The sequence below is a fragment of the Microbacterium sp. NPDC055502 genome, assembly GCF_053643635.1.
In genome coordinates, this window is the sequence record NZ_JBSHKJ010000001.1 from 879,443 (window position 1) to 901,267 (window position 21,825).

Sequence of the window (21,825 nt, forward strand, 5' to 3'; positions counted from 1 at the left end):
CATACAGATATGTCTGAGCTCAGAGCAGGGGTCTTCGTTACCGGCGCGACGGGCTCGGTAGGCGCTGCCGTCGCCTCCGGCCTCCTCAGCAAGGGTGAGCGCGTCGTCGCCGCCGTCCGCAGCGATTCCGCGGCGGAGCAGTTGCCGCCGCGGGCAGAGGCGCGAGTGTTCGACTTCGGCGGCGACGCCGACGCGATGCGAGAGGCCCTCGAAGGGTGCGATCGCCTATTCCTCATGCGTCCGCCACCGATCGAAAACGTCGAGCGGTACCTCTTTCCTCTGATCGACGCCGCCAGGCGTCTCAGCATCCGTCAGATCGTGTTCCTCTCACTACAGGGCGTGGAGCACAACAAGGGTGTTCCGCACTACCGCGTGGAGAAGTACCTGGAGAGAATCCGTGCTCCGTACACGTTCCTCCGTCCGAACTTCTTCATGCAGAACCTCTCGACCACATACCGCGACGACATCCGCGACCGTGATCAGATCTTCCTGCCAGCCGGACACGCCTTCACGGCATTCATCGACGCACACGACATCGGAGCGGTCGCTGCCGCGGTGCTCACCTCGCCGGGGCACGACAACAAGAAGTACACGCTGAACGGAGAGCAGACCCTCACCTATCGCAACGTCGCCCGGATCCTCTCCGACGTTCTCGGCCGTCGAATCCGGTACCTCCGGCCGAGCGAGGACGAGTACCTCGCTCGGCTCGCCGAGGAAGGCTACCCGCAGGACTACATCGACGTGCAGAAGATGATCTACCGTGTCGTCCGTTTCAACGTCTCCGCCTTCCCGAACCGATCGGTACGACGACTGACCGGACGACCCGCCACGACGTTCCGGCAGTTCGCGGACCGCGAACGCGCCGCTTGGGTGCGCTGACGACGTCTGAGGTCTCGTCGATTGAGCGCCGACGACGGGCGGACGACCCGCGCATCCTGATCGTCCGGAGCGCGACACCTCCCTGACCGAGACGCGCAGCTCGTCTCCCGCGATGAAGCCCTCCACCGCTCAGAGCTCGGCGCCGTCTCACATCAGTCCACGAGGAGCGCGGGCTCCTCCAGGACCGAGGCGACGTCGGCGACGAAGCGGCTCATGCCGTCGCCGTCGATCACACGGTGGTCGAACGAGCCGGCGACCGTGGTCACCCAGCGCGGACGCACCTCACCGTCGACGACCCACGGCTTCTGACTGATCGTGCCCATCGCCACGATGCCCGCCTCGCCCGGGTTGATGATCGGCGTTCCCGCATCCATCCCGAACACACCGATGTTCGTGATGGTGATGGTGCCGCCCTGCTGGTCGGCCGGAGGCGTCTTGCCCTCCCGCGCCGTCAGCGTCAGCCGGTTCAGGGCTCGGGCGAGCTCCTTCATGCTGAGGTCCTGGGCGTCCTTGATGTTCGGCACGAGCAGGCCGCGCGGCGTGGCGGCCGCGATGCCCAGGTTCACGTAGTGACGGACGGCGATCTCGGCCCCGGCCTCCGTATCGATCCACGCGGCGTTCACCATCGGGGTGCGTCGCACCGCCCAGATCACCGCGCGTGCCATGAGCAGCAGCGGCGAGACCTTGATGTCGGCATAGTCCGGCGACGCCTTGAGGCGCTTCACGAGCTCCATCGTGCGGGTCGCGTCGACCTCCTTCCACACCGTCACGTGCGGTGCCGAGTACGCACTCTGCACCATCGCCGACGACGTGGCCTTGCGCACGCCCTTCACCGGGATCGATTCGGTGCGGTCGTCGCCCGCCGCCGAGGGCCGGGTGGCCGTGAGGCCCCGCGCCAACCCGGACGGCGCCGCCGATGGAGCGGGCACCGTCTCCTCGCGCACACTCCCCCACTCGGGCGTCTCGATGTTGCGGAACACGCTGGCCTGCGAGGCGTGCTTCACCACGTCGTCCCGGGTGACCTCGCCGTCCGCACCCGTCGGGGTGACCGTGGTGAGGTCGACGCCGAGGTCGCGGGCGAGCTTGCGGATGGGCGGCTTCGCGATCACGCCCACCGACGACCGCACGGGGCGCTCGGCCGGACGCTTGCGGCGCGACGTCGCCCCGCCCCCCGAACCGTAGCCGACCAGCACCGAGCCGCCACCCTCCTCGGGAGCGGGTGCTTCGGCCGTGACGACGGCGCCGGGACCGGCGTCGTCGCGGGCATCCGTCACGAACGTGATGATGGGGGTCCCGACCTCGACCGTCGCTCCCTCGTCGACGAGCAGCTCACCCACGACGCCCGCGTGCGGAGAGGGCAGCTCGACCAGCGACTTCGCGGTCTCGATCTCGCAGATCACATCGTTGATGGCGACCCGGTCGCCCGGTGCCACCTTCCACGCGACGATCTCCGCCTCGGTCAGACCCTCACCGACATCGGGAAGGGGGAAGTTCTGCGTGCTCATGCGTGATCCTCTCGTGGACCGGATTCAGTAGGCGAGGGAGCGGTCGACGGCCTCGAGGATGCGGTCGGCATCCGGCAGGTACGCGCCCTCCAGCTTGGCGGCAGGGAACGGCGTGTCGTAACCCGACACCCGCAGCACGGGAGCCTCGAGCGCATAGAACGCGCGCTCCATCACGGTCGCCGCGATCTCGCTGCCGAGGCTCGTGTGACCGGGAGCCTCCTGCGCGTAGACCATGCGACCGGTCTTGCGCACCGAGCCCAGGATGGGGTCGTAGTCGACCGGCGACAGCGACCGCACGTCGACGACCTCGCAGCTCGTGCCCTCGGCCTCCGCGAGCGCCGCGGCCTGCAGCAGCGTGGTGACCATCGCGCCGTGGCCCACGAGGGTGACGTCGCTGCCGGTGCGCACCACCCGGGACGAGTGCAGCGGCACGGCCGACGCGTCGAGCTCGACCTCCCCCTTGGGCCAGTACCGGCTCTTGGGTTCGAGGAAGATCACCGGGTCGTTCGACGCGATCGCCTCCTGGATCATCCAGTACGCGTCGTTCGCGGTCGACGGCGACACCACGCGCAGACCGGGGGTATGCGTGAAGTACGCCTCCGGGCTCTCCTGGTGGTGCTCGACCGCGCCGATGTGGCCGCCGTAGGGGATGCGGATCACGATCGGCAGGCTGAGCGAACCCGCGTGGCGGTTGGTGAGCTTCGCGAGCTGCGTCGTGATCTGGTCGAACGCCGGGAACACGAACCCGTCGAACTGGATCTCGACCACCGGACGGAACCCGGCCATCGCCAGGCCGATCGCTGTGCCGACGATGCCCGACTCCGCCAGCGGCGTGTCCAGCACCCGCCGGTCGCCGAAGTCGCGCTGCAGGTGCTCGGTGATGCGGAACACGCCCCCGAGCTTCCCGATGTCCTCACCCATCAGGAGGACCTTCGGGTCGTCCTCCATCGCCTTGCGCAGCCCCGCGTTCAGCGCCTTGCCGAGCGGCATCGTCTCCAGGGTCACCGGGCGTCTCCTTCGAACGAGGCCTCGTACTGCGCACGCCACGCCTTCTGCTGATCGATCAGCGGGTGCGGGTCGCTGTACACGTGGTCGAACATCTCGTCGGGGTCGGGCATGCCGAGGGTCACCGTGCGCGCGCGCAGATCCTCCGCGGCGTCGGCCGCCTCCGCGTCGACCTCGTCGAAGAACCGCGCTGAGGCGCCGCGATTCTCCAGGAACGCGCGCATGCGCACGATCGGGTCGCGTCCCTCCCACATCAGCTCTTCGTCGTTGCCGCGGTACTTGGTGGGGTCGTCGCTCGTGGTGTGCGCACCCAGCCGGTAGGTCACGGCCTCGATCGCGCGCGGACCGCCGCCCGCCCGGGCCTCGTCGAGCGCCACGCGGGACACCGCGTAGCTGGCGAGCACGTCGTTGCCGTCGACGCGCACGCTGGGAATGCCGTATCCGGCGCTGCGCTGCACGAGCGGCACGCGCGACTGCGTGGTCACGGGCACCGAGATCGCCCAGTGGTTGTTCTGCAGGAAGAACACGGTCGGAGCCTGGTAGCTCGCGGCGAAGACCATGGCCTCGTGCACGTCGCCCTGGCTGGAGGCTCCGTCGCCGTAGTAGACGATGACGGCCTCGTCCCGCTCGGGGTCGCCGGTGCCCGAGCGTCCGTCGAACGCGACCCCCATCGCATAGCCCGCCGCGTGCAGCACCTGCGAGCCCAGCACCAGGGTGTACAGCCGCGTGTTGCCGTTCTTCGGCTCGGTGGGGTCCCAGCCGCCGTGCGAGACACCGCGCATCAGCTTGATGATGTCGAGCGGGTCGACGCCGCGGATGCGCGTGACCGCGTGCTCACGGTACGACGGGAAGATCGTGTCCTGCGCGCGGGCGGCGCGACCGGAGCCGACCTGCGCCGCCTCCTGGCCGCGGCTCGGGGGCCAGAGGGCGAGCTGCCCCTGGCGCTGCAGGTTCGTCGCCTGGGTGTCGATGGCCCGGATGCTCACCATGTCGCGGTAGAACTGCTCGAGCTCGGCGTCGGGGATCGCCTCGACGAGCGGCAGATACTGTTCGGCCTCCGCCGTGGGCGCGACCTTTCCGGTCTCGTCCAGCACGCGTACGAGGGGGGTCTCTGGGGTGCTCACGGGCCCCACGCTACCCGTGCCGGCATTCCGGGTCACGCATACCTAGGGCCCCCTCGTATCTTCGCGGAAGCCCGAGATTCCGCGGATCCCGGGGTGTCAGCGCTGCGCTGCGGCGGCCTCCAGCACGCGGTCGAGCGACTCCTCCTCGCCGACCGAGATGCGGATCCCGTCGCCCGAGAAAGGCCGCACGATGAGGTCGGCGGCCACGAAAGCGGCGGCCACCTCGTCGGTGCGCTCCCCGGTGGGCAGCCACACGAAGTTGGCCTGCGAGTCGGGCACGTCCCAGCCGAGCGCGCGGAGCCCGGCCACCAGGCGCTCACGGCGCTCCACGATGACCGCGACGCGCTCGAGCAGTTCGTCCTCGGCGTCGAGGCTGGCGATCGCGGCGCTCTCGGCGGCGGACGTGACCGACAGCGGGATACCCGTGGTGCGTGCCGCGTCGAGCACCTTCTCGTGCCCGATCGCGTAGCCCACGCGGAGACCGGCCAGGCCGTACGCCTTGGAGAAGGTGCGCAGCACGACCACGTTCGGGTGCCGCTCGAACACGCGGGCGGCGAGACCGTCGACGGCGTCGGGTGCGGTCACGAACTCGGCGTACGCCTCGTCGAGGATCACGAGCACGTCGGCCGGAACGCGGTCGATGAAGCGGTCGAACTCCGACGCCGTGATGATCGGGCCGGTCGGGTTGTTGGGCGTGCACAGGATGATGGCGCGCGTGCGGTCGGTCACCGCCGCGGCCATCGCGTCGAGGTCGTGCCGCGCATCGGCCGTGAGCGGCACCTGCACGCCGGTCGCCCCGGCCACGAGCGGCAGGCTCGGGTACGCCTCGAACGACCGCCACGCGTAGACCACCTCGTCGCCGGCCGATGCGGTCGCGAGGATCAGCTGGTGCAGGATCGACACGCTCCCCGAGGCGACGTGCACCTCGTCGGGCCGCACGCCGTAGCGCGCCCCGAGACGCTCCCGCAGCCGCCCGGCCGTGGCGTCCGGGTAGCGGTTGATCGGGGTGGTGCGCTGCAGCGCGTCGACGACCGAGGGCAGCGGCTCGAACGGGTTCTCGTTGCTGGACAGCTTGAAGGCCTCGGGCCCCGCCTGCTTCCCCTGCCGATACGGCGCGAGGGCGGCGATGGCGGGACGGATGCGGGGCAGGATGGGCTCGGTCACGCGTCGAGTCTAGGCTGACAGCTCGCGGTCGCCGTGGGACACTGAACGGACTATGCGCTTCATCATCCGCGTCGTCGTCAATGCCTTCGCCATCTGGGTCGTCACCCTCATCCCGGTCCTTCAGGTGACCGTGACCGCCTTCCCCCCGGGAGAGACCCTGCAGCTCGTGCTCACGCTGCTCGCGGTCGGCGCGATCTTCGCCCTGGTGAACACCATCATCGGCACGGTCGTGAAGGTCGTGGCCTTCCCGCTGTACATCCTCACGCTCGGGCTCATCGGCTTCGTGATCAACGGCTTCCTGCTGTGGCTGACGGCCTGGATCACGAGCAGCTTCGGCTGGGGGCTGTCGGTCGGCTCGTTCTGGTGGGGCGTGCTGGCCGCCCTGATCATCTCGATCATCAACGGGATCTTCGGCGCCATCCTGCGTCCGCAGAGCAAGCGCTCGCGCCGCGACTGACGTGGGGCCGTTCGAGCCGCAGCCCCTCGGCGAGCGGCAGGGACGAGATGCGGCGGCGGGCGTGACGCGGCGCGCCGTGGTCGCCGCGGCCTGGAGTGTTCCCGTGGTCGCGGCCGTTGCCGCGGCCCCGGTCGCCGCGGCGAGCGCGACCCCGGAGCTGACGGCCTGGACCGTGACCGCGTGCGAGTCCGCCGACCGCATCACCCTCATGCTGCGCAACGACACCGCGGATCCCCTCCAGACGTACCTCGAGCTCACCGCCGACGGCGCTCAGCCGGACGCGGGCCCCGGCCCCCTGCTCTCCCCGGGGGAGACCCGCCCGTTCGGCTTCGGGCTCGTGCCCAACGGCGGATACACGATCCGCGCGAGCACCGACGAGGGGCTCCGGTTCCAGCAGCGCGTGGAGCTCGACTGCGCTCCGCTCGGACTGACCGCGCGGATCGACCCGGACGACGGCTCCGGCGTGCTGACCGTGCACGTGCGCAACGACTCGACGGCGCCCATGACCGTGACCGTCGCGTTCGACCTGGGCAGCGACGGCAGCCCCGAGTCCACGGACACCGTGGTGCTGGCGCCCGGCGAGGAGCGCGCCCTGCCCTACCCCGCCCCGCAGACGGACTTCACCGTGCGGGTGTCGAACGACCAGGGGTACGCGCTCGTGGAGTCGTTCGCGTTCGCCTAGCCGCACCGTGGCGGACCGCAGCAGTTCATCCGACGCGTTCGGCACGGTACTCCGTACGCTCCACCTCGGTGGCCTCGCCCAGTTCGGTCCAGTACCGGCCGAGGGCCTCGGCGCGCGGGTCAGACGACGCGTCCACCAGGCGGGCGGTCTCCTCGTACTCCTCGATCCCGTGCGACCCCAGTCCCAGATCGTCCGGGCCGGGCAGCGGTTCGACGAGCCTGCTGGCCGTGAAGCTGTCGGCCGAACCCGTGCCCTCAGCGGAGCCGCCCGTCGCGAGCCGGGAGACCACATCGTCGGCATGGCGCAGCTGCACGAGCGTCTGATCGTCGTCCAGCGTCGGCTCCGACGGACTGCCCGCCGTGATCTGCAGCTCCACGTCGAAGTCGCTCTCCATCGCGACGTGCGCGGCGATCATGCCCGACTGCGAGTACGCCACGACGTCCACACGATCCCCGGGCTGCGCCCCCGACGCTGCGAGCGCATCGAGGGTCGCCTGGTACGACGCCGACCGCGTACCGGCGTACAGCTGCACGTTCGAGCGCATGTCCCACGGCTCCGTCCCGGTCGGCGCGAGCGACACCGACCGCGTGCCGGAGAGATACGCCACGTAGCGGGTCGCACCGTCCTTCATCGTGTAGCGCTCGACGGCCACCTGGGCGCCGCCGCTCTCCGGAAGACGGCGCAGCGCCGCGGTGAGGTCGGCAGGAGCCCGCGGCGCGGACCGGGCGACCGCCGTCACGCGCACCGGATCGGCGTGACCCCGGAGGCGCTCCCCCGGCTGCACCTTCGCGAAACCGGTGGTCGAGCCGAGCAACTGGGTCACCGCCGCCGCCGGAGCCACCGACGGCCCGAGCCCGCCGAGGAGCAGCCCGGGGCCGAGGAGCGGACGGGTCGTCCACTGCAGCACGAGCGCGGTCGCGACGAGGCCGAGAGCCGGGTCGGCGGCGAGCAGACGGTCGAGCCGAGCCTGCGCCGCCGTGGCCGCGCCCGCATCCGTGTGAGCGAGCGCCTCGACCTTCGCCCGCAGCTCCACGATCTCGAACACGTCGGCCGTGCGTCGCGCTCCGTCCGCCGCGTGTGCGAGCTCGGCGGCGACCTCGTGCAGCACCTGGGCCGCGGCGCGCAGCGCGGGGAGCGGCACCCCCTCGAAGGCCTCGGGATCGGACGACACCGCGACTCGGGCCTGCTCGACCGCCGTCGCCGCTCGTCCGCACGCCCCCGCGGCCGCGGCGATCCGCGCAGCCACGGCCCGCAGCTCCTCGGTGTCGACCGCGATCACTCCGCCGTGGTCGATGCTCAGCCCGCCCACCGGTCGCCTCCCAGGCAGTGGTCGCGCACACCGCGGAGCCGTTCGACCTCGGCAGACGCGGCGTGGTGCTGCCGCTCGATCCCCTCGTGCAGCGCCCGGAGCGCTGCGGACTCCCACGCCGTGTCGTCGACCACCGCGCGCAGCGTGCCGACGGCATCGTTCAGCGCGTGCAGCGCATCGCCCAGATGGCTCGAGGCGCGGATGCGGGCCCAGACGTGCGGTGGAGTGTCGAAGGTGGTGGCGGTGAACGCGGTCATGGCTCCACCCTGCGCCGGTGCCGACATGGCTCCCGACCCGGTTCGCAGCGCCCGTGAAGAGATCGCGCGGATGCACAGACGTGCAGGAAGGGCGGGTCCCGGGAGGCCGCCGCTGTGCAGGAGGCGCCCCGACCGGCAGAATGGTCACCGTGACAGCCCAGGATCCCTTCCGCGTGATCTTCGTCTGCACGGGCAACATCTGCCGCTCCCCCATGGCCGAGGTCGTGTTCCGCGACCTCGCGGAACGCCAGGGCCTCGGCGCGCGGATCGTCTCGCGCAGCGCGGGCACGGGCGACTGGCACCTGGGCGAGCGCGCCGACCACCGCACGATCGACTCGCTCGCGCGCCGCGGCTACGACGGCTCGCAGCACCGCGCCAAGCAGTTCACGTTCGCGTCGTTCGCGGAGAACGACCTCGTGGTCGCGCTCGACCGCACGCACGAGCGCATCCTGCGGGAGTGGGCGCGCGACGAAGACGAGGAGGGCAAGGTCACGCTCCTGCTCTCGTTCGACCCGAACGCGCCGAGCCCCGACGTGCCGGACCCCTACTACGCGGGCGCCGAGATGTTCGATTCGGTGCTCGGTATGATTGAGACCGCCACGCGGGGGCTGTTCCGCCAGCTCGAACCCGCTCTGCGCCCGCCCCGCACGCCCCGACTCTGAGGGGCCCGATCAGGAGGACTCCCCTGACTTTCCAGCCCTCGCTCCCGCCGCAGCCCCTGAGCCCCCTCGACGGTCGCTACCGCGGTGCCGTCACCGGACTCGCCGACTTCCTCTCCGAAGCCGGGCTCAACCGCGCGCGCGTCGAGGTCGAGGTGGAATGGCTGATCGCGCTCACCGACCGCTCGCTCTTCGAGACGAGCCCGCTGTCGGACGCCGACAAGGAGCGCCTGCGCGCGCTGTACCGCGACTTCGGCCAGGCCGAGATCGACTGGCTCGCCGAGAAGGAGGCCGTCACGCAGCACGACGTGAAGGCCGTGGAGTACCTGGTGCGCGACCGTCTCTCGACGCTCGGACTCGACGCGATCGCCGAGCTCACGCACTTCGCCTGCACGAGCGAGGACATCAACTCCGCCTCCTACGCCCTCACCGTCAAGCGCGCGGTCGAGGAGGTCTGGCTCCCGGCCCTCGACACCGTGATCGCGAAGCTGCGCGAGCTGGCGGTCGAGCACGCCGACGCCGCGATGCTGTCCCGCACGCACGGCCAGCCCGCCACGCCCTCGACCATGGGCAAGGAGCTCGCGGTGTTCGCGTGGCGGCTGGAGCGCGTCCGTGCGCAGATCGCCGGCACCGACTACCTCGCGAAGTTCTCCGGCGCGACCGGCACCTGGTCGGCACACCTGTCCGCCGACCCCGACGCCGACTGGCCCACCATCGCCCGCGAGTACATCGAGGGCCTGGGGCTCGGCTTCAACCTCCTGACGACGCAGATCGAGTCGCACGACTGGCAGGTCGAGCTCTACGACCGCGTGCGGCACGCCGGTGGCATCCTGCACAACCTCGCCACCGACATCTGGACGTACATCTCGCTCGGCTACTTCGCGCAGATCCCGGTCGCCGGTGCCACGGGCTCGTCGACCATGCCACACAAGATCAACCCGATCCGCTTCGAGAACGCCGAGGCGAACCTGGAGATCTCCGGCGCCCTGTTCGCGTCGCTCGGGCAGACCCTCGTCACGAGCCGCCTGCAGCGCGACCTCACCGACTCCACCACGCAGCGCAACATCGGTGTCGCGTTCGGGCACTCGCTGCTCGCGCTCGACAACCTGCGCCGGGGACTCAACGCGATCTCGCTCTCGCGCGACGTGCTGCTCGCCGACCTCGACGGCAACTGGGAGGTGCTGGCCGAGGCGATCCAGACGGTCATCCGGGCCGAGGTGGTCGCCGGGCGCTCCACCATCACCGACCCGTACGCGCTGCTCAAGGAGCTCACGCGCGGGCACCGCGTCGGCGCGGCCGAGCTCGCGGCATTCGTCGAGGGTCTGGAGATCGGCGACGCCGCCAAGCAGCGCCTGCTCGCCCTGACCCCCGCGACCTACACGGGTATCGCCGAGCGCCTCGCCCGCTGAGCCCGCGCGCGGTCAGCCGGAGTACGACTCCACGCGGTCGCGCGGCATGAACGACGCCGCGAGCAGGGTGAGCAGCGCGGTCAGGGCGACCGCGATGAACACCCCGACCGACGCGTGCACGATCGTGCCGGGGTCGTCCGGCCCTGCCCCCTGGGAGATGATCGCGTTCGAGATCGCCCCGAACACGGCCACCCCGACCGCGCTGCCTGCCGAGCGGGCGAACGCGTTCATGCCGGTCACGGCACCGCGCTCACCCCACTCCACCGACGACTGCGCGGCGATCAGGGTCGGCGCCGCGCTCCACCCCAGGCCGAAGCCCAGCACGAACGCGATCACGGCGAGCACGTACGGGTTCGGCCACGACGCGACCGAGGCCAGGACGATCGCCGCGACCGAGGCGATGCTCATGCCGATCAGCGTGGTGCGGCGGAAGCCGATGCGCAGGTACAACCGCCCCACGTTGGCCGCGGCGATGGGCCACCCGAGCGTGAGCGCGGCCACGGCGAGGCCCGACAGCAGCGGCACGATGCCGAGCGAGCCCTCCAGGTAGGTGGGCGCGAAGCTGGTCACGCCGATCATGAGCGCCCCCACGCCGAGCGACACCAGGGTCGTGGTGAGGATGAGCCGGCGCGAGACGAGCCGCAGGTCGACGATCGGCTCCGGTGCCCGCCGCTCCACCAGCGCGAACAGCACCAGGGCCGCGATCCCCGCCCCGAAGCACAGCGCGCTCGGCGCCGACAGCCACTCCCAGGCGTTGCCGCCCTCGAGCAGCCCGAGGATCACCCCGGTCAGGCCGACCGTCAGCAGCACGGCCCCGAGGTAGTCGATGCGGTGCCGTTGCGTCTGCTTCTGCTCCGTGTACCGCCGCAGCAGCACCCACGCGGCGAGCAGGCACAGGGGGATGTTGATCAGGAAGATCCAGCGCCACGCGTCGAGCTGGGCGAACACGCCGCCGAGGGCCGGTCCGACCACCGACGACACCGCCCACACGCTGGCGATGTAGCCCTGCACCTTCGCGCGCTCGGCGACCGTGTAGATGTCGCCGACGATCGTCATCGACATGGGGGCGACGGCTCCGGCGCCGAGCCCCTGGACCACCCGGAACGCGATGAGCGCCGGCATGCTCCACGCGAGACCGCAGAGGACCGAGCCGAGCAGGAACAGGGCGATGCCGAGCAGGATGATGGGCTTGCGTCCGACCGTGTCCGCGAAGCGCGAGTAGATGGGCACGCTCACGGCCTGGGCGAGCAGGTACACCGAGAAGAGCCACGGGAACTGCTGGTAACTGCCGAGGTCGCGCACGATGCTGGGCACGGCGGTGGCCAGGATCGTGGCGTCGATCGCGATGAGACCCGTCGAGAGCATCAGCGCCGCGAGCACCGGTCCGCGTTCCGAGCGGAGTCCGACGGAGGCGCGATCGATGGGGGTGCTCACGTCAGGCACAAGCCGCCCGCCCGCCGGAGTATTCCGACGGACGGGCGGCCGAGGGTCGTCACTTCGCGGTGCCGGAGCGCCCGGGGGCCTGGTCGTCGCTGTCGGGCTTCTCGCCCGGCTCCGCGTCGTACAGCACCGGCCGGTCGATGGTCTTGGTCACATCGGCCGGGTCGACCGCGAGGATCAGCATCGCGAGGATCAGCAGGGTGACGATGAACGCGGAGCCACCCACGACCAGGCTCAGGGCCAGCGGCGTGAGCCCTTCGTACGTGCCGTTCGCGATGGCCGTGTTCACGCGCAGGGTGAAGGCACCGGTCGACACCAGCGTGACCACCATCGCGAACACGCCGCAGCCCAGCGCGATGCCGAGCAGGTGGAGCGGACGCAGGATGTCCCGCCGGGTGGGCTTCTCGTCGCTCATCGCTCTCCTCCGTGCTGGACCGGCTCGCTCTGGTCGTCGTGGGGGACCTCCGGCGCGTCGGCGCGCTTCGGGGTCAGTCCCGCAATGCCGAGGAAGACGGCGACGATCGCCGCATAACCGCCGAACATGCCCACGCCCAGGATGATGCCGGAGAGCACGAACGTGCCCGCCGCGTCGATCGTGTACTCCTGCACGAACCCGGCCGGGATCAGCAGCATCACCACCGCCAGCAGGAGCGTCAGCGCGCCGACCGTGATCGCGTCGCGGGCGAGCATCCCGCCCACGCGACGCGCCCGGATGCCCGCGAGCAGCTCGATCCCGCCGCTGAGCACCGCCCACGAGATCACCACCACGAAGAACACGTCGTCCGTGCGCCAGGCGGGGACGCCGCTCGCCATGCCGGCGAGGGCGCTCACCACGGCGAGCAGGATGGAGGACCAGCGCGAACCCGCGGGCAGCACCAGCCAGGCGGCCAGCACGTGCACGAGCGCCGTCACCAGCACGAACCCGCTGAACACCGACAGCCCCACCGGGGCGGAGTGATCCGACGAGAAGGTGATCATGAGGGCGGCGACGGCCGCGAACAGTGCGCGCAGCAGTTGCACGTGGCGCATGGTGAACGCGCGAGCAGGGGCAGACATGCAGAGTCCTCCGGGGTTTCCCCCCAGTCTACGCGGGGGCGGGAGACGCCAGCGCCGGGCGGATGCGCGTGAAGCCCGGCGGATCTCCCCAGATCGATTGCCGGGCTTCACGACATACGCAGCACGGGGGGCGTCACTGCGTCGGGCCGGACGGTCGCGGGGTCGGGCACCTCCCCCACACGTCAGAGCCCAGTGACCCACGTGCTCGCTCGGTCCCCTGAAGCGTGCTCGCGCGGTCTTATGCTCACTCTAGGGAAGTGTTCTTCACATACCGGACGGGGGGTTGTGATGGAGTACACGAACGGTGGCGTGCCGCGCCCACCCGGGCGCAGCGCCTTCGCCAGGGCACTGCGCGACGCGATCAACGCGAGACCCGTGACGCTCTCCTGGCTGCAACGCCAGCTCAAGGCACGCGGCAACCGGGTGTCGATGGCCACGCTGAGCTACTGGCGCTCCGGGTCTCGCCGGCCGGAGGGCGCGCAGTCGCTCGCGGCCCTGGCAGACATCGAGGACCTGCTCGGCCTGGAGGACGCCGCACTCAGCCGTCTGCTCCGCCCCAACCGCACCGGACCGCTCGGGGTGAGCGGCTTCCCCATCGACCACCGCGAGATCGAGCAGGCCGTGATCGACGCCTACACGGCGATGGGCAGCCCGTATCCCGACACGTCACGCGAGCTGACCACGCACTCGGTCACCGACGTCGACGAGCGAGGCAACGTGTCCTTCTGCTCCACCAGGAGCATCGTGCAGTCCACGACCGGCACCATCCATGCCATCCCGTTCCTGGAGATCATGCCGGGGCTGCCCTCCCCCGCCCCCATCCTTCGGGCGGTGTCGGGCGGCCGTTTCACCCGCCACTACTCGCACCCGGGTGGCGAGGTGCACGGCGCGCTGTTCGAGCTGGACGTGCCCCTCGAGGCGCCCGACACGGCGATGGTCGAGTGGTCGGTGGAGTACCCGCCGGGGTCGCCGCCGTCGCGCGACACCGGGCACGCGGTGGGCCGCCAGTGCCGGGAGCTGCTGGTGTGGACGCGATTCCACCCCGACGCGGTGCCCGACTGGTGCGAAGAGGTCGTGGAGACCCCGGACGGCCGCTCGGTCTCGCCCGTCCCGCTCACCCGCGGCACCTCCGTGCACCAGGTGCGGCGCGCGTTCGGCCCGGGCGCCCTCCAGCTGCGCTGGGGGTACGAGCCCGCGGACGCGGAGGTTCAGCCGGGCTGATCGCCCGTCGCGACCGGACGACCGGGGGTGTTCGACCACTGGCTCCACGAGCCGGGGAACACCCGGGCGTCGATGCCGACCTCGTGCAGCACGAGCGCCGTGTGCGCCGCGGTGACGCCGGAGCCGCAGTACGCCGCAACAGGGGTGCCGCGGGTGACGCCGACCCCTTCGAGCGTGGCGAGCACGGTGTCGCGGTCGAGCACCCGGCCGTCCGCATCGAGATGCAGACCGGTCGGGAGGTTGATGGCACCGGGGATGTGTCCGGCCACCGGGTCGAGCGGCTCGGTCTCGCCGCGGTAGCGCTCGGGCGCGCGCACGTCGAGGAGCACGCCCGACTCCGGGAACGCAGCGGCCTCGTCGATCGTGAGGGCGTCGTCGCCGATCTCGTCGAGCACCACATCGCCCGGCTCCGGGATCACGTCGTCGGTCGCGGTGCCGTACCCGGCGGCCGTCCAGGCGCGGAGCCCGCCGTCGAGCACGCGCACAGGAACACCGGCCTGCCGGAGCAGCCACCACGCGCGAGCCGCCGCGAGCCCCTTCGTGTCGTCGTACGCCACGACCGTGTCGCCCTCGCGCACGCCCCACCGGCGCGCGGCCGCCTGGAGCGTGGCGGTCGACGGCAGTGGGTGGCGCCCCGCGTCCGGCTCGCCGTGCGTGGACAGCTCCGTGTCCAGAGCCGCGAACACCGCGCCGGGGATGTGACCGGTGAGGTAGTCGGCGTGCCCGGCCTCCGGTCGATCGAGACGCCAGCGCACATCGATCACGCGGACGGGCGCCTCACCGGCGAGGAGGTCGTGCAGTTCGGTCGCGGAGACGAGGTCGCTCATGCTGCGAGGCTACCGACTCCCCGTGCGTCTTCGGTTCGTCGCGTCATCCGACGACACGGCCGAGAAGCGTCGCGGGAAGCGCGCACGAATCAGCGCCAGCGCAGCGGCAAGCTCAGGTGCGCGGAACATCGCCAATGCCGAGACGTAGACCGCCCCACTGAGCAGACCGATCGCGATCGTCCCGAGAACACCCGGGAGCTTGTCACTGACGAACCAACCAGCCTGACCGCCGAGTGCGAGATACAACGCCCACCCCGCGAGTGTCGCTGGCACTGCCGCCAAGAGACACCGCGCCAGTGGGCGAACCCAATCTTGGACGTGAAGACCGCCGAGTCTCCGCCGGAGCAACACCACGGCGATTGCGCTCTGGCCGATCGACGCGACCGACTGCCCCAGAGCGACGGCTGCTGCAAGAGATGTGACCGGGAGGATATGCAGCTCATGGAGCAGCCACGCGAGGCTGGCGGTCGCGATCACGACTGCGGTCTGGAAGAGCGTGAACCAGAACGGCGTACGTGTATCTCCGAGCGCATAAAAGGTCCGCTGCACGATAAATAGAACGGCGAGCGGTACCAGACTCAACAAGTAGCAACAAAGGACGAGAGAGGCCTCCGCTGCATCGTGTGGCGAATTCGTAAAGACGCGCGAAGCGGGCACGGCAGCCGCGACTAAGGCCGCCAGTGCTGCGAACAAGAAGAACCCCAGCGTTCTGATGCTCCGCGAAATGTCCCGCCTCATTTCGGGATATGCGCCGAGCGACGCGTGCTCGGACAATCGCGTGTAATAGGGGGTTCCGATCGACAGCACGATGATCGAATACGGCAGCATGAAGACGAGCCAGGCATTGCTCATCACGGCCGACGCGGCGCCCTGGCCGGATGCCTCGTTTGCGACCCAGCTCTGATAGAAGCCCGCGCCGAGGCTGACCAATGCCATAAGAAGAGTCCAGCTCGCAACGCGGCCAAGATCGCCCAGCTGGGCGCCCCGCCACCGGAAGTCGATCTCCAGCCGGATACCGGTTCTCCTCCAGAAGAGAAGGAGGACCAGCGCTTGCAGGGCAATGCCGCCGGTCGCTACGCCGCCTAGTGACGCGATCATGCCCGGGCTCCATTCCGCCACTCGCGCAAGGTTCTCGCCGAATGCCATACCGATGAGCAGGAATCCGATGATCGAAAAGATGTTGTTCGCCACCGGCGCCCAGGCGAACGGGCCAAAAATGCCCTTGGCATTCAGCACCTCACCGAGCAGCGCATACAAGCCGTAGAAGAAGATCTGCGGGAGACACCAATACGCGAACGCGGTGGCGAGGGCGATCTGAGCGGTGTTCTCAGGGCGCAACTGCAAGGAGACCAGCCAGGGTGCCACAACGACGGCCGCGCCCGTCATCAGCAGGAAAATAGCTCCGCCCATCGTGACCAGCTTCGATACAAACTCCTCGCCGTCTTGGCGCCGCGATGCTCGGACGATCTGGGGCACGATCACGGCCGTGAGGATACCGACGGAGATCAGCCCGAAGATGCTGTTAGGAAGTTGGTTCGCCACGGAGAACGCGTCGGCGACCGCCGATCTGTTCGAGCCGACCACACCAACGAGAACGACCGTCCGCAGGAGACCGGTTACCCGGGAAGCGAGAGTGCCCGCTCCGAGCATGATGCTTCCGCGTTCCACCCCGACCATCCGCTCCTCGGTTCCGCCGTCGGGGGCCGATGATGTCACGTCGCTTCTCCTTCGAGTAGCGAGATGCCCGGGTTTATTCGCGGACCCCGTCGGGAATAGAAGCGGGCGGCGGGCGTTGCACCCCGCATGATTGAAAGTTCAACCGTCGCGCCGGCCGCCACCGAACGGACCCGCGTGCGGGTGCCGCTGCGCTTCGGCGACGGGTACACCACCACGGCCGACGTCGTGACCTTCGACGGACTGGTCGACGGACGGGAGCACCTGCTGCTCGGCCTCGGCGACTGGCGCGCGGCGCTCGACCGCGCGGCCGAGGGCGGCGATGCCCCGCTCGTCCGCCCGCACAGCGAGTGCCTCACCGGCGACGTGTTCGGCTCCGAGCGCTGCGACTGCGGCCCCCAGCTGCGCGAAGCGGTCGAGCGGATCGCCGAGCAGGGCGGGTTCCTGCTGTATCTGCGCCAGGAGGGCCGCGGCATCGGCCTCTACGCCAAGCTCGACGCCTACGCGCTGCAGGACGCCGGTCTCGACACGTACGAGGCGAACGTCGCCCTGGGTCACGGCGAGGACGAGCGCGACTACACGGTCGCCGCCCAGATGCTCCGCGCCGTCGGGGTCGACGGCATCCGTCTGCTGAGCAACAACCCCGACAAGGCCGTGCAGCTCGAGGCGCTGGGCATCCGCGTGACCGAGCGCGTGCCCACCGGCGTGCACCTGTCGGAGTCGAACTCGCGCTACCTGCAGGCCAAGCGCGACCACACCGCGCACACGATCGACCTGTCGGCGGCGTGACCGGCGGGGAGGACACCATGACGGCCCAGCGCTCGGAGCGTCGGCTCGACGACACGGAGATGGCGACGTGGCTGCCCGTCATCCGCTTCGTGCAGCTGCTGCCCCAGGTGCTCGACCGCACTCTCAAGGACGAGGTGGGCCTGAATCACGCACGCTACGCGATCATGGTCACGCTCGCGGGGCGCGACGACGGCGCGGTGACCATGACGGAACTCGCACGCATCGCCGGTCTGAGCCGTTCGCGGCTGAGTCACGCGCTCGACTCGCTGGAGGAGCGGGGCTGGGTCGAGCGCACGTCGTGCAGTACTGACAAGCGCACGCTGTCGGCCGCGCTCACCCCCGCGGGCAGGGAGATGCTGCGCACCGCCGCCCCCGTGCACGTGGAGCAGGTGCGCGAGCTGGTGCTCGACCCGCTCACCCCCGCGGAACGCGAACAGCTCCAGTCGATCCTCACCAAGCTGCTCCCGGGTGTGACCGCCGCACTCTGAGGCGTTCTGCTCTGAGCAGAACGCCTCGAACCCCGCCGCGCGCCCGGATTATCGTGAGGCATGGCCGACATCGTCCCGTTCCCCCGCGCTCCCCGTCCCGCCCGTCCCCAGCCGAGCGACCCCGAGCCGCTGTGGCGGCAGCTGCTGGGCGACCAGCTCCGCCGTCGGCGGCACGACCGCGAGGAGACCCTCACCGCCACCGCCGAGAAGGCCGGGGTGTCGCCGCAATACCTCTCCGAGGTCGAGCGCGGGCTCAAGGAGCCGTCGAGCGAGATGATCGCCGCGATCGCCGGAGCCCTCGACACGAGCCTGGTCGAGCTGACCAGCGCCGTGGCCGACGACCTGCGCGCGACTGCGGCCTCGGCATCGGCATCGGCTGCGGTCTCGGCCTCGCGCGGCGCCTTCGCCCTCGCGGCCTGACCTCCCCGGTGGAGCCCGGGTTCGCCGTCGCCCGCGACGCCTGCCCCGCCCGCACGCGCCGCCCGGTGGAGCCCCGGGGCCGACGCGGCACCGCAGCGCCGGCCCCGGGTCCGGGCGTCACCCCGCGTCGCGCGGCCCGAGCACGGTGTCGATCAGGCCGTACTCCTTCGCCGCCACGGCCGTGAACACCCGGTCGCGGTCGGTGTCGACGCGGAGCTCCTCGAGGGTGCGACCGCTGTGCCTGGCCAGGATCGCCTCCATGTCGGACCGCACCCGCACCACCTCGTCGGCCGCGAGGATGAGGTCGGGGATCGCACCCCGCGACTGCCCGGCGGGCTGATGCAGCACGATGCGCGCGTGCGCGAGAGCGGCCCGCTCCCCCGGCGCCCCTGCCGCGACGAGCAGCGCCGCCGGACCGATGGCCTGGCCGACGCAGGTCGTGGCGATGCGGGGACGGATGTGCTGCATCGTGTCGTAGATCGCGAGCGCCGCCCCGGGATCGCCGCCCTCGCTGTTGATGTAGAACTGCACCGCGGAGTCGGGGCTGTCGGCGTCGAGGTGCAGCAGCTGTGCGATGAGCGCGTTCGCCACGCCCGCGTCGATGCCGGTGCCGAGGTAGATGACGCGTTCGGCCAGCAGGTGCGAGTACACGTCCATGACCCGCTCGCCGCGGGGGTGCTGGGCGATCACGTTGGGGATCGTGTAGCTGCTCATGCGTCCGCCCCCAGTCCCACGCGCGCGCGGCGTCGCGGCATGATGTCGGCCGTCGACTCCACGATCCGGTCGATGAAGCCGTACTCCTGCGCCTGCGTGGCGGTGTACCAGCGGTCGTGCAGGGAGTCCTCGAAGATCCGCTCCACGGGCTGACCGGTGTCGTGGGCGATGAGTCCGAGCACGGTGTCGCGCATGTGACGGAGGTCGTCCGCCTGCGCTTCGATCTCGACCGCGGATCCGCCGATGCCCGCCGAACCCTGATGCATGAGGATGCGCGCGTGCGGCAGCGCCCGACGCTTGCCCGGTGTGCCAGCCGACAGCAGGAACTGTCCGGCGCTGCACGCGAGGCCGAGCGCGAGGGTCGAGACGTCGTTGGGGACGAGCCGCATGAGGTCGCGGATCGCGAGCATCGACGGCACGGATCCGCCGGGAGAGTGGATCCACAGGGCGATGTCGGCGACGGGGTCTTCTGCCGAGAGGCTGAGCAGCTGCGTCATCAGCAGCGTGCCGTTGTCGTCGTCGAGGGCGCCGTCGAGCACGAGCACGCGCTCGTGGAAGAGCGCGCGCCGGGCTTCCTGGCTGAACTGGGGTATGGGTTTCTCGTCGCTCATGACCCCAGCCTCCGTCGCTCCGGGAGCCGGTGGGTCGGTCTCCGCCGTGGGCGGATCCGCCGTGGGCGGAGGGCGTGTGCGCTGCCCGAAAGCCGCGCGTAACACCCCCGACTCACGACGCTCCTAGCCTCGAGCACATGGCGAGACAGAAGGCACCGGAATGGCAGTGGTCGGAAGACGGGATCAACTTCCGCACCCGCAAGTGGGTGCGCCCCGAAGACCTCAACGCGAACGGCACGCTGTTCGGCGGCAGCCTGCTGAAGTGGATCGATGAAGAGGCGGCGATCTACGCGATCGTGCAGCTGGGCAACTACCGCGCCGTGACGAAGCACATCTCCGCGATCACGTTCGAGGCGTCGGCGGTGCAGGGCGACCTGATCGAGATCGGCCTGCAGGCGACGCGGTTCGGCACCACGTCGCTGACGATGCGCGCGGTCGCCCGCAACATGATCACCCGCAAGCGCATCCTCACGATCGACGAGATCGTGTTCGTGAGCCTGGACGAGGACGGGATGCCGACCCCGCACGGCTATCGCGAGATCACCTACAACCGCGATCGCATGCCCACGGAGCGCATCGCCACCGGGACGGTCCGGCTGCCGAAGCTCTGAGCGGACGCCGCCGGGGGGAACGGCGTCCGCTCAGAAGAGAAGGGGTCAGGGGTCAGGCGGCCAGGGCGAGCGCGCGGCGGTGGCTGATCCGGTGCCCCACCCAGAACCCGATCGCGATGAGCCCGGCGAGCGCGACCCCGAGGATCCACGGGAGCATCGACGGCGCGGCGCCCGCCGTGGCGGTGGCGAGCGTGCCGGAGCCGTCGGCGATGCGCCCGTTGCCGGAGGCGAGGTCGGCCGCGCCCGCTTCGAGCGTCCCGCCGCCCGCGGCCAGGTCGCCCGATCCGTCCGCGACCGCGTCGGCTCCGGCGCTCAGCTCGCCCATGCCCGTGTGGAGGGCACTCGCGCCGGACTGCAGCGTGCCGATGCCGGTGGCCAGGGTGCTGGCGCCCTCGTCGAGCCGGCCGGCGCCGTCGTCGAGTCGCACGGTGCCGGCGTGCAGCGTGGAGGCACCGGTCGAGAGCGTGCCGAGGCCCTGCGTGAGCTTCGTGGCTCCGGCGCTGAGCTGGGCGGTTCCGGCCTGGAGCGCCTGTGTGCCGGCGACGAGCGCGGGGGCGCCCTCCGGAGCGACCAGGGCGACCGTTCCTGGCCAGCCGAGTGCGGGGTCGCCGTTGGCGATGGCGTTGACCCCGGCCGTGACGCGCGCGGCACCGTCGGCCGCGCCGATGAGTCCCTGCGCGAGCGAGGGTGCGGCGGCGGCCGGGGCCGCGAGGGCGTCGACGGCCTGATCGACACCGGCCGCGAGCTGCGCGAGCTGCTGCAGCTGCACGTTGGTCGGGTCGGCGGCGAGCATCCCGGCGAGGCTGTCCGCGAGCTGCTGCGAGCGCCCGGGAGCGGCCGTCGCGGCGTTCTGCAGCGCGGTCTTCGTGTCGGGATGGGCGAGCGTCTGCACCGAGGTCGTCACTCCGGCGCGGAGGGTGTCGCTCAGCGTGGTGGCACCCGCCAGCACGCCGGTCGTGTACTGGTGCGCACCCGTCACGCCCGCCGACAGCCGGGTGGCGCCCGCGACGAGCTGCTGCGCGCCCGCATCGGCTGCGGCGGCACCGGCCGCGAGGTCCTGCGATCCGGCGAGCGCGGTCTGCGCGCCACCGCTCAGGCGGCTCGCACCGGCCTCGGCGTTCGCGGCGCCCGCGGCGAGGTCGCCCGCACCCGCGGCGAGGGCCGTGGCTCCCGCTGCCGCGGTGGTGGCACCATCGCTCAGCTTCTGCGAGCCGTCCTCGGCGCTCGCGGCACCCGCGGCGAGATCCTGCGTCCCGTCGGCGAGGGTCTGCGCGCCGTCGGACAGTTCGGCGGCACCGGCCGCGAGCTGCGCCGACCCGTCTTCCGCGGCGGTGGTGCCGTCGGCGAGCTCCGCGGCGCCGGCGGCGATCTTGCTCGTGGTGGCGAAGAACAGCAGGATCATGGCGGCCAGCAGCAGGCTGAGCACGATCACGGCGATGCGCATGCCGAGGCCGTGCGCGTGGGGTGTTGCACTCGTCATTGAGGACTCCCGGGTGGTGTGTGGCGTCGTTGCCACGGGCGACT

The 21,825-nt window shown here is 71.0% G+C and carries 24 protein-coding genes; 10 read left to right on the forward strand and 14 right to left on the reverse strand.

From position 1 onward, the window contains the following. The first annotated feature begins 9 nt into the window (after window positions 1-9). The gene (locus tag ACWH95_RS04395) at window positions 10-879 is read left to right on the forward strand and encodes an SDR family oxidoreductase (protein ID WP_454120257.1); all 870 of its coding nucleotides are present in this window, start codon (window positions 10-12) and stop codon (window positions 877-879) included. Window positions 880-1,031: 152 nt separating this feature from the next. Here the strand turns inward: ACWH95_RS04395 and ACWH95_RS04400 are convergent, their stop codons facing one another. From ACWH95_RS04400 to ACWH95_RS04415, 4 genes are all read right to left on the reverse strand, one after another. Next, complete coding sequence (locus tag ACWH95_RS04400) at window positions 1,032-2,384, reverse strand: dihydrolipoamide acetyltransferase family protein (RefSeq protein WP_136032052.1); 1,353 nt, start codon at window positions 2,382-2,384, stop codon at window positions 1,032-1,034. Window positions 2,385-2,408: 24 nt separating this feature from the next. Then, the gene (locus ACWH95_RS04405) at window positions 2,409-3,374 is read right to left on the reverse strand and encodes an alpha-ketoacid dehydrogenase subunit beta (RefSeq protein ID WP_168387233.1); all 966 of its coding nucleotides are present in this window, start codon (window positions 3,372-3,374) and stop codon (window positions 2,409-2,411) included. Window positions 3,375-3,385: 11 nt separating this feature from the next. Next, a complete protein-coding gene (locus tag ACWH95_RS04410) occupies window positions 3,386-4,513 on the reverse strand; it encodes a thiamine pyrophosphate-dependent dehydrogenase E1 component subunit alpha (protein WP_454120258.1) in 1,128 nt (375 codons plus the stop codon). Window positions 4,514-4,609: 96 nt separating this feature from the next. Further along, the gene (locus tag ACWH95_RS04415; RefSeq protein WP_454120259.1) at window positions 4,610-5,677 is read right to left on the reverse strand and encodes a histidinol-phosphate transaminase; all 1,068 of its coding nucleotides are present in this window, start codon (window positions 5,675-5,677) and stop codon (window positions 4,610-4,612) included. A gap of 52 nt (window positions 5,678-5,729) precedes the next feature. Between ACWH95_RS04415 and ACWH95_RS04420 the strand changes: the two genes are divergently transcribed. Continuing rightward, complete coding sequence (locus ACWH95_RS04420; protein WP_136032042.1) at window positions 5,730-6,134, forward strand: phage holin family protein; 405 nt, start codon at window positions 5,730-5,732, stop codon at window positions 6,132-6,134. Between the two features lie 61 nt (window positions 6,135-6,195). After that, window positions 6,196-6,816 carry a hypothetical protein gene (locus ACWH95_RS04425; RefSeq protein WP_454120260.1) on the forward strand — a complete coding sequence of 207 codons (621 nt, stop codon included), beginning with the start codon at window positions 6,196-6,198 and terminating at the stop codon, window positions 6,814-6,816. 25 nt (window positions 6,817-6,841) lie between these two features. Here the strand turns inward: ACWH95_RS04425 and ACWH95_RS04430 are convergent, their stop codons facing one another. Next, window positions 6,842-8,125 (reverse strand): hypothetical protein, encoded by a 1,284-nt coding sequence (locus tag ACWH95_RS04430; protein WP_378803002.1) that lies wholly within the window; start codon window positions 8,123-8,125, stop codon window positions 6,842-6,844. After that, window positions 8,113-8,382 carry a hypothetical protein gene (locus ACWH95_RS04435; protein WP_136032036.1) on the reverse strand — a complete coding sequence of 90 codons (270 nt, stop codon included), beginning with the start codon at window positions 8,380-8,382 and terminating at the stop codon, window positions 8,113-8,115. The genes ACWH95_RS04430 and ACWH95_RS04435 overlap by 13 nt, the downstream gene beginning before the upstream one ends. A 140-nt stretch (window positions 8,383-8,522) precedes the next feature. Here ACWH95_RS04435 and ACWH95_RS04440 point away from each other — a divergent pair, with 140 nt between their 5' ends. Both ACWH95_RS04440 and purB read left to right on the forward strand, forming a co-directional pair. Continuing rightward, window positions 8,523-9,044, forward strand: a complete 522-nt coding sequence (locus ACWH95_RS04440) for a low molecular weight protein-tyrosine-phosphatase (protein WP_205812681.1) — start codon at window positions 8,523-8,525, stop codon at window positions 9,042-9,044. A 23-nt stretch (window positions 9,045-9,067) separates the two neighbouring features. Further along, window positions 9,068-10,450, forward strand: coding sequence for an adenylosuccinate lyase (purB, locus tag ACWH95_RS04445; protein ID WP_136032033.1), 1,383 nt, complete (start codon window positions 9,068-9,070; stop codon window positions 10,448-10,450). A gap of 12 nt (window positions 10,451-10,462) precedes the next feature. On the opposite strand, the gene ACWH95_RS04450 is transcribed toward purB, so the two are convergent. From ACWH95_RS04450 to ACWH95_RS04460, 3 genes are all read right to left on the reverse strand, one after another. After that, window positions 10,463-11,815, reverse strand: a complete 1,353-nt coding sequence (locus ACWH95_RS04450; RefSeq protein WP_241115559.1) for an MFS transporter — start codon at window positions 11,813-11,815, stop codon at window positions 10,463-10,465. 127 nt (window positions 11,816-11,942) lie between these two features. Then, on the reverse strand, window positions 11,943-12,305 hold the full coding sequence (locus ACWH95_RS04455) for a hypothetical protein (RefSeq protein WP_136032030.1): 363 nt from the start codon (window positions 12,303-12,305) through the stop codon (window positions 11,943-11,945). Then, window positions 12,302-12,946: an acyl-CoA synthetase gene (locus tag ACWH95_RS04460; protein WP_136036388.1), complete on the reverse strand. Its 645-nt coding sequence runs from the start codon at window positions 12,944-12,946 to the stop codon at window positions 12,302-12,304. Before ACWH95_RS04460 ends, ACWH95_RS04455 begins: the two co-directional genes overlap by 4 nt. Window positions 12,947-13,234: 288 nt before the next feature. Here ACWH95_RS04460 and ACWH95_RS04465 point away from each other — a divergent pair, with 288 nt between their 5' ends. Then, entirely contained in the window at window positions 13,235-14,167 is a 933-nt protein-coding gene (locus ACWH95_RS04465) for a hypothetical protein (RefSeq protein WP_454120261.1), read from the forward strand. On the opposite strand, the gene ACWH95_RS04470 is transcribed toward ACWH95_RS04465, so the two are convergent. Both ACWH95_RS04470 and murJ read right to left on the reverse strand, forming a co-directional pair. Next, the gene (locus tag ACWH95_RS04470; protein WP_247982405.1) at window positions 14,155-14,994 is read right to left on the reverse strand and encodes a sulfurtransferase; all 840 of its coding nucleotides are present in this window, start codon (window positions 14,992-14,994) and stop codon (window positions 14,155-14,157) included. The genes ACWH95_RS04465 and ACWH95_RS04470 overlap by 13 nt on opposite strands. A 9-nt stretch (window positions 14,995-15,003) precedes the next feature. Next, on the reverse strand, window positions 15,004-16,710 hold the full coding sequence (murJ, locus tag ACWH95_RS04475; RefSeq protein WP_454120262.1) for a murein biosynthesis integral membrane protein MurJ: 1,707 nt from the start codon (window positions 16,708-16,710) through the stop codon (window positions 15,004-15,006). 87 nt (window positions 16,711-16,797) lie between these two features. Between murJ and ACWH95_RS04480 the strand changes: the two genes are divergently transcribed. From ACWH95_RS04480 to ACWH95_RS04490, 3 genes are read left to right on the forward strand one after another with little or no spacing between them, the layout of a single operon-like run. Then, complete coding sequence (locus ACWH95_RS04480; protein WP_136032021.1) at window positions 16,798-17,457, forward strand: GTP cyclohydrolase II; 660 nt, start codon at window positions 16,798-16,800, stop codon at window positions 17,455-17,457. A 17-nt stretch (window positions 17,458-17,474) separates the two neighbouring features. After that, window positions 17,475-17,945: a MarR family winged helix-turn-helix transcriptional regulator gene (locus tag ACWH95_RS04485; RefSeq protein WP_136045102.1), complete on the forward strand. Its 471-nt coding sequence runs from the start codon at window positions 17,475-17,477 to the stop codon at window positions 17,943-17,945. A gap of 60 nt (window positions 17,946-18,005) precedes the next feature. After that, complete coding sequence (locus ACWH95_RS04490; protein WP_136036392.1) at window positions 18,006-18,365, forward strand: helix-turn-helix domain-containing protein; 360 nt, start codon at window positions 18,006-18,008, stop codon at window positions 18,363-18,365. A 117-nt stretch (window positions 18,366-18,482) separates the two neighbouring features. Here ACWH95_RS04490 and ACWH95_RS04495 read toward each other — a convergent pair whose 3' ends face one another. Together ACWH95_RS04495 and ACWH95_RS04500 are read right to left on the reverse strand one after the other, a co-directional pair. Next, complete coding sequence (locus ACWH95_RS04495; protein WP_136028998.1) at window positions 18,483-19,079, reverse strand: ClpP family protease; 597 nt, start codon at window positions 19,077-19,079, stop codon at window positions 18,483-18,485. Continuing rightward, window positions 19,076-19,690, reverse strand: coding sequence for a ClpP family protease (locus tag ACWH95_RS04500; protein ID WP_136029000.1), 615 nt, complete (start codon window positions 19,688-19,690; stop codon window positions 19,076-19,078). The genes ACWH95_RS04495 and ACWH95_RS04500 overlap by 4 nt, the downstream gene beginning before the upstream one ends. A 137-nt stretch (window positions 19,691-19,827) precedes the next feature. Between ACWH95_RS04500 and ACWH95_RS04505 the strand changes: the two genes are divergently transcribed. Next, window positions 19,828-20,301 carry an acyl-CoA thioesterase gene (locus ACWH95_RS04505; RefSeq protein WP_136029001.1) on the forward strand — a complete coding sequence of 158 codons (474 nt, stop codon included), beginning with the start codon at window positions 19,828-19,830 and terminating at the stop codon, window positions 20,299-20,301. Between the two features lie 52 nt (window positions 20,302-20,353). On the opposite strand, the gene ACWH95_RS04510 is transcribed toward ACWH95_RS04505, so the two are convergent. Next, window positions 20,354-21,781 carry a hypothetical protein gene (locus ACWH95_RS04510; RefSeq protein ID WP_454120263.1) on the reverse strand — a complete coding sequence of 476 codons (1,428 nt, stop codon included), beginning with the start codon at window positions 21,779-21,781 and terminating at the stop codon, window positions 20,354-20,356. Window positions 21,782-21,825: the final 44 nt, after the last annotated feature.

What these genes read in the sequence shown, in the direction of transcription:
- ACWH95_RS04395 (WP_454120257.1), top strand. Translation starts at nt 10, where the DNA reads ATGTCTGAGCTCAGAGCAGGGGTCTTCGTTACCGGCGCGACGGGCTCG.
- ACWH95_RS04400 (WP_136032052.1), bottom strand. Translation starts at nt 2,384, where the DNA reads ATGAGCACGCAGAACTTCCCCCTTCCCGATGTCGGTGAGGGTCTGACC.
- ACWH95_RS04405 (WP_168387233.1), bottom strand. Translation starts at nt 3,374, where the DNA reads ATGCCGCTCGGCAAGGCGCTGAACGCGGGGCTGCGCAAGGCGATGGAG.
- ACWH95_RS04420 (WP_136032042.1), top strand. Translation starts at nt 5,730, where the DNA reads ATGCGCTTCATCATCCGCGTCGTCGTCAATGCCTTCGCCATCTGGGTC.
- ACWH95_RS04435 (WP_136032036.1), bottom strand. Translation starts at nt 8,382, where the DNA reads ATGACCGCGTTCACCGCCACCACCTTCGACACTCCACCGCACGTCTGG.
- ACWH95_RS04440 (WP_205812681.1), top strand. Translation starts at nt 8,523, where the DNA reads ATGGTCACCGTGACAGCCCAGGATCCCTTCCGCGTGATCTTCGTCTGC.
- ACWH95_RS04450 (WP_241115559.1), bottom strand. Translation starts at nt 11,815, where the DNA reads ATGCTCTCGACGGGTCTCATCGCGATCGACGCCACGATCCTGGCCACC.
- ACWH95_RS04455 (WP_136032030.1), bottom strand. Translation starts at nt 12,305, where the DNA reads ATGAGCGACGAGAAGCCCACCCGGCGGGACATCCTGCGTCCGCTCCAC.
- ACWH95_RS04460 (WP_136036388.1), bottom strand. Translation starts at nt 12,946, where the DNA reads ATGTCTGCCCCTGCTCGCGCGTTCACCATGCGCCACGTGCAACTGCTG.
- ACWH95_RS04465 (WP_454120261.1), top strand. Translation starts at nt 13,235, where the DNA reads ATGGAGTACACGAACGGTGGCGTGCCGCGCCCACCCGGGCGCAGCGCC.
- ACWH95_RS04470 (WP_247982405.1), bottom strand. Translation starts at nt 14,994, where the DNA reads ATGAGCGACCTCGTCTCCGCGACCGAACTGCACGACCTCCTCGCCGGT.
- ACWH95_RS04480 (WP_136032021.1), top strand. Translation starts at nt 16,798, where the DNA reads ATGATTGAAAGTTCAACCGTCGCGCCGGCCGCCACCGAACGGACCCGC.
- ACWH95_RS04485 (WP_136045102.1), top strand. Translation starts at nt 17,475, where the DNA reads ATGACGGCCCAGCGCTCGGAGCGTCGGCTCGACGACACGGAGATGGCG.
- ACWH95_RS04490 (WP_136036392.1), top strand. Translation starts at nt 18,006, where the DNA reads ATGGCCGACATCGTCCCGTTCCCCCGCGCTCCCCGTCCCGCCCGTCCC.
- ACWH95_RS04495 (WP_136028998.1), bottom strand. Translation starts at nt 19,079, where the DNA reads ATGAGCAGCTACACGATCCCCAACGTGATCGCCCAGCACCCCCGCGGC.
- ACWH95_RS04500 (WP_136029000.1), bottom strand. Translation starts at nt 19,690, where the DNA reads ATGAGCGACGAGAAACCCATACCCCAGTTCAGCCAGGAAGCCCGGCGC.
- ACWH95_RS04505 (WP_136029001.1), top strand. Translation starts at nt 19,828, where the DNA reads ATGGCGAGACAGAAGGCACCGGAATGGCAGTGGTCGGAAGACGGGATC.
- ACWH95_RS04510 (WP_454120263.1), bottom strand. Translation starts at nt 21,781, where the DNA reads ATGACGAGTGCAACACCCCACGCGCACGGCCTCGGCATGCGCATCGCC.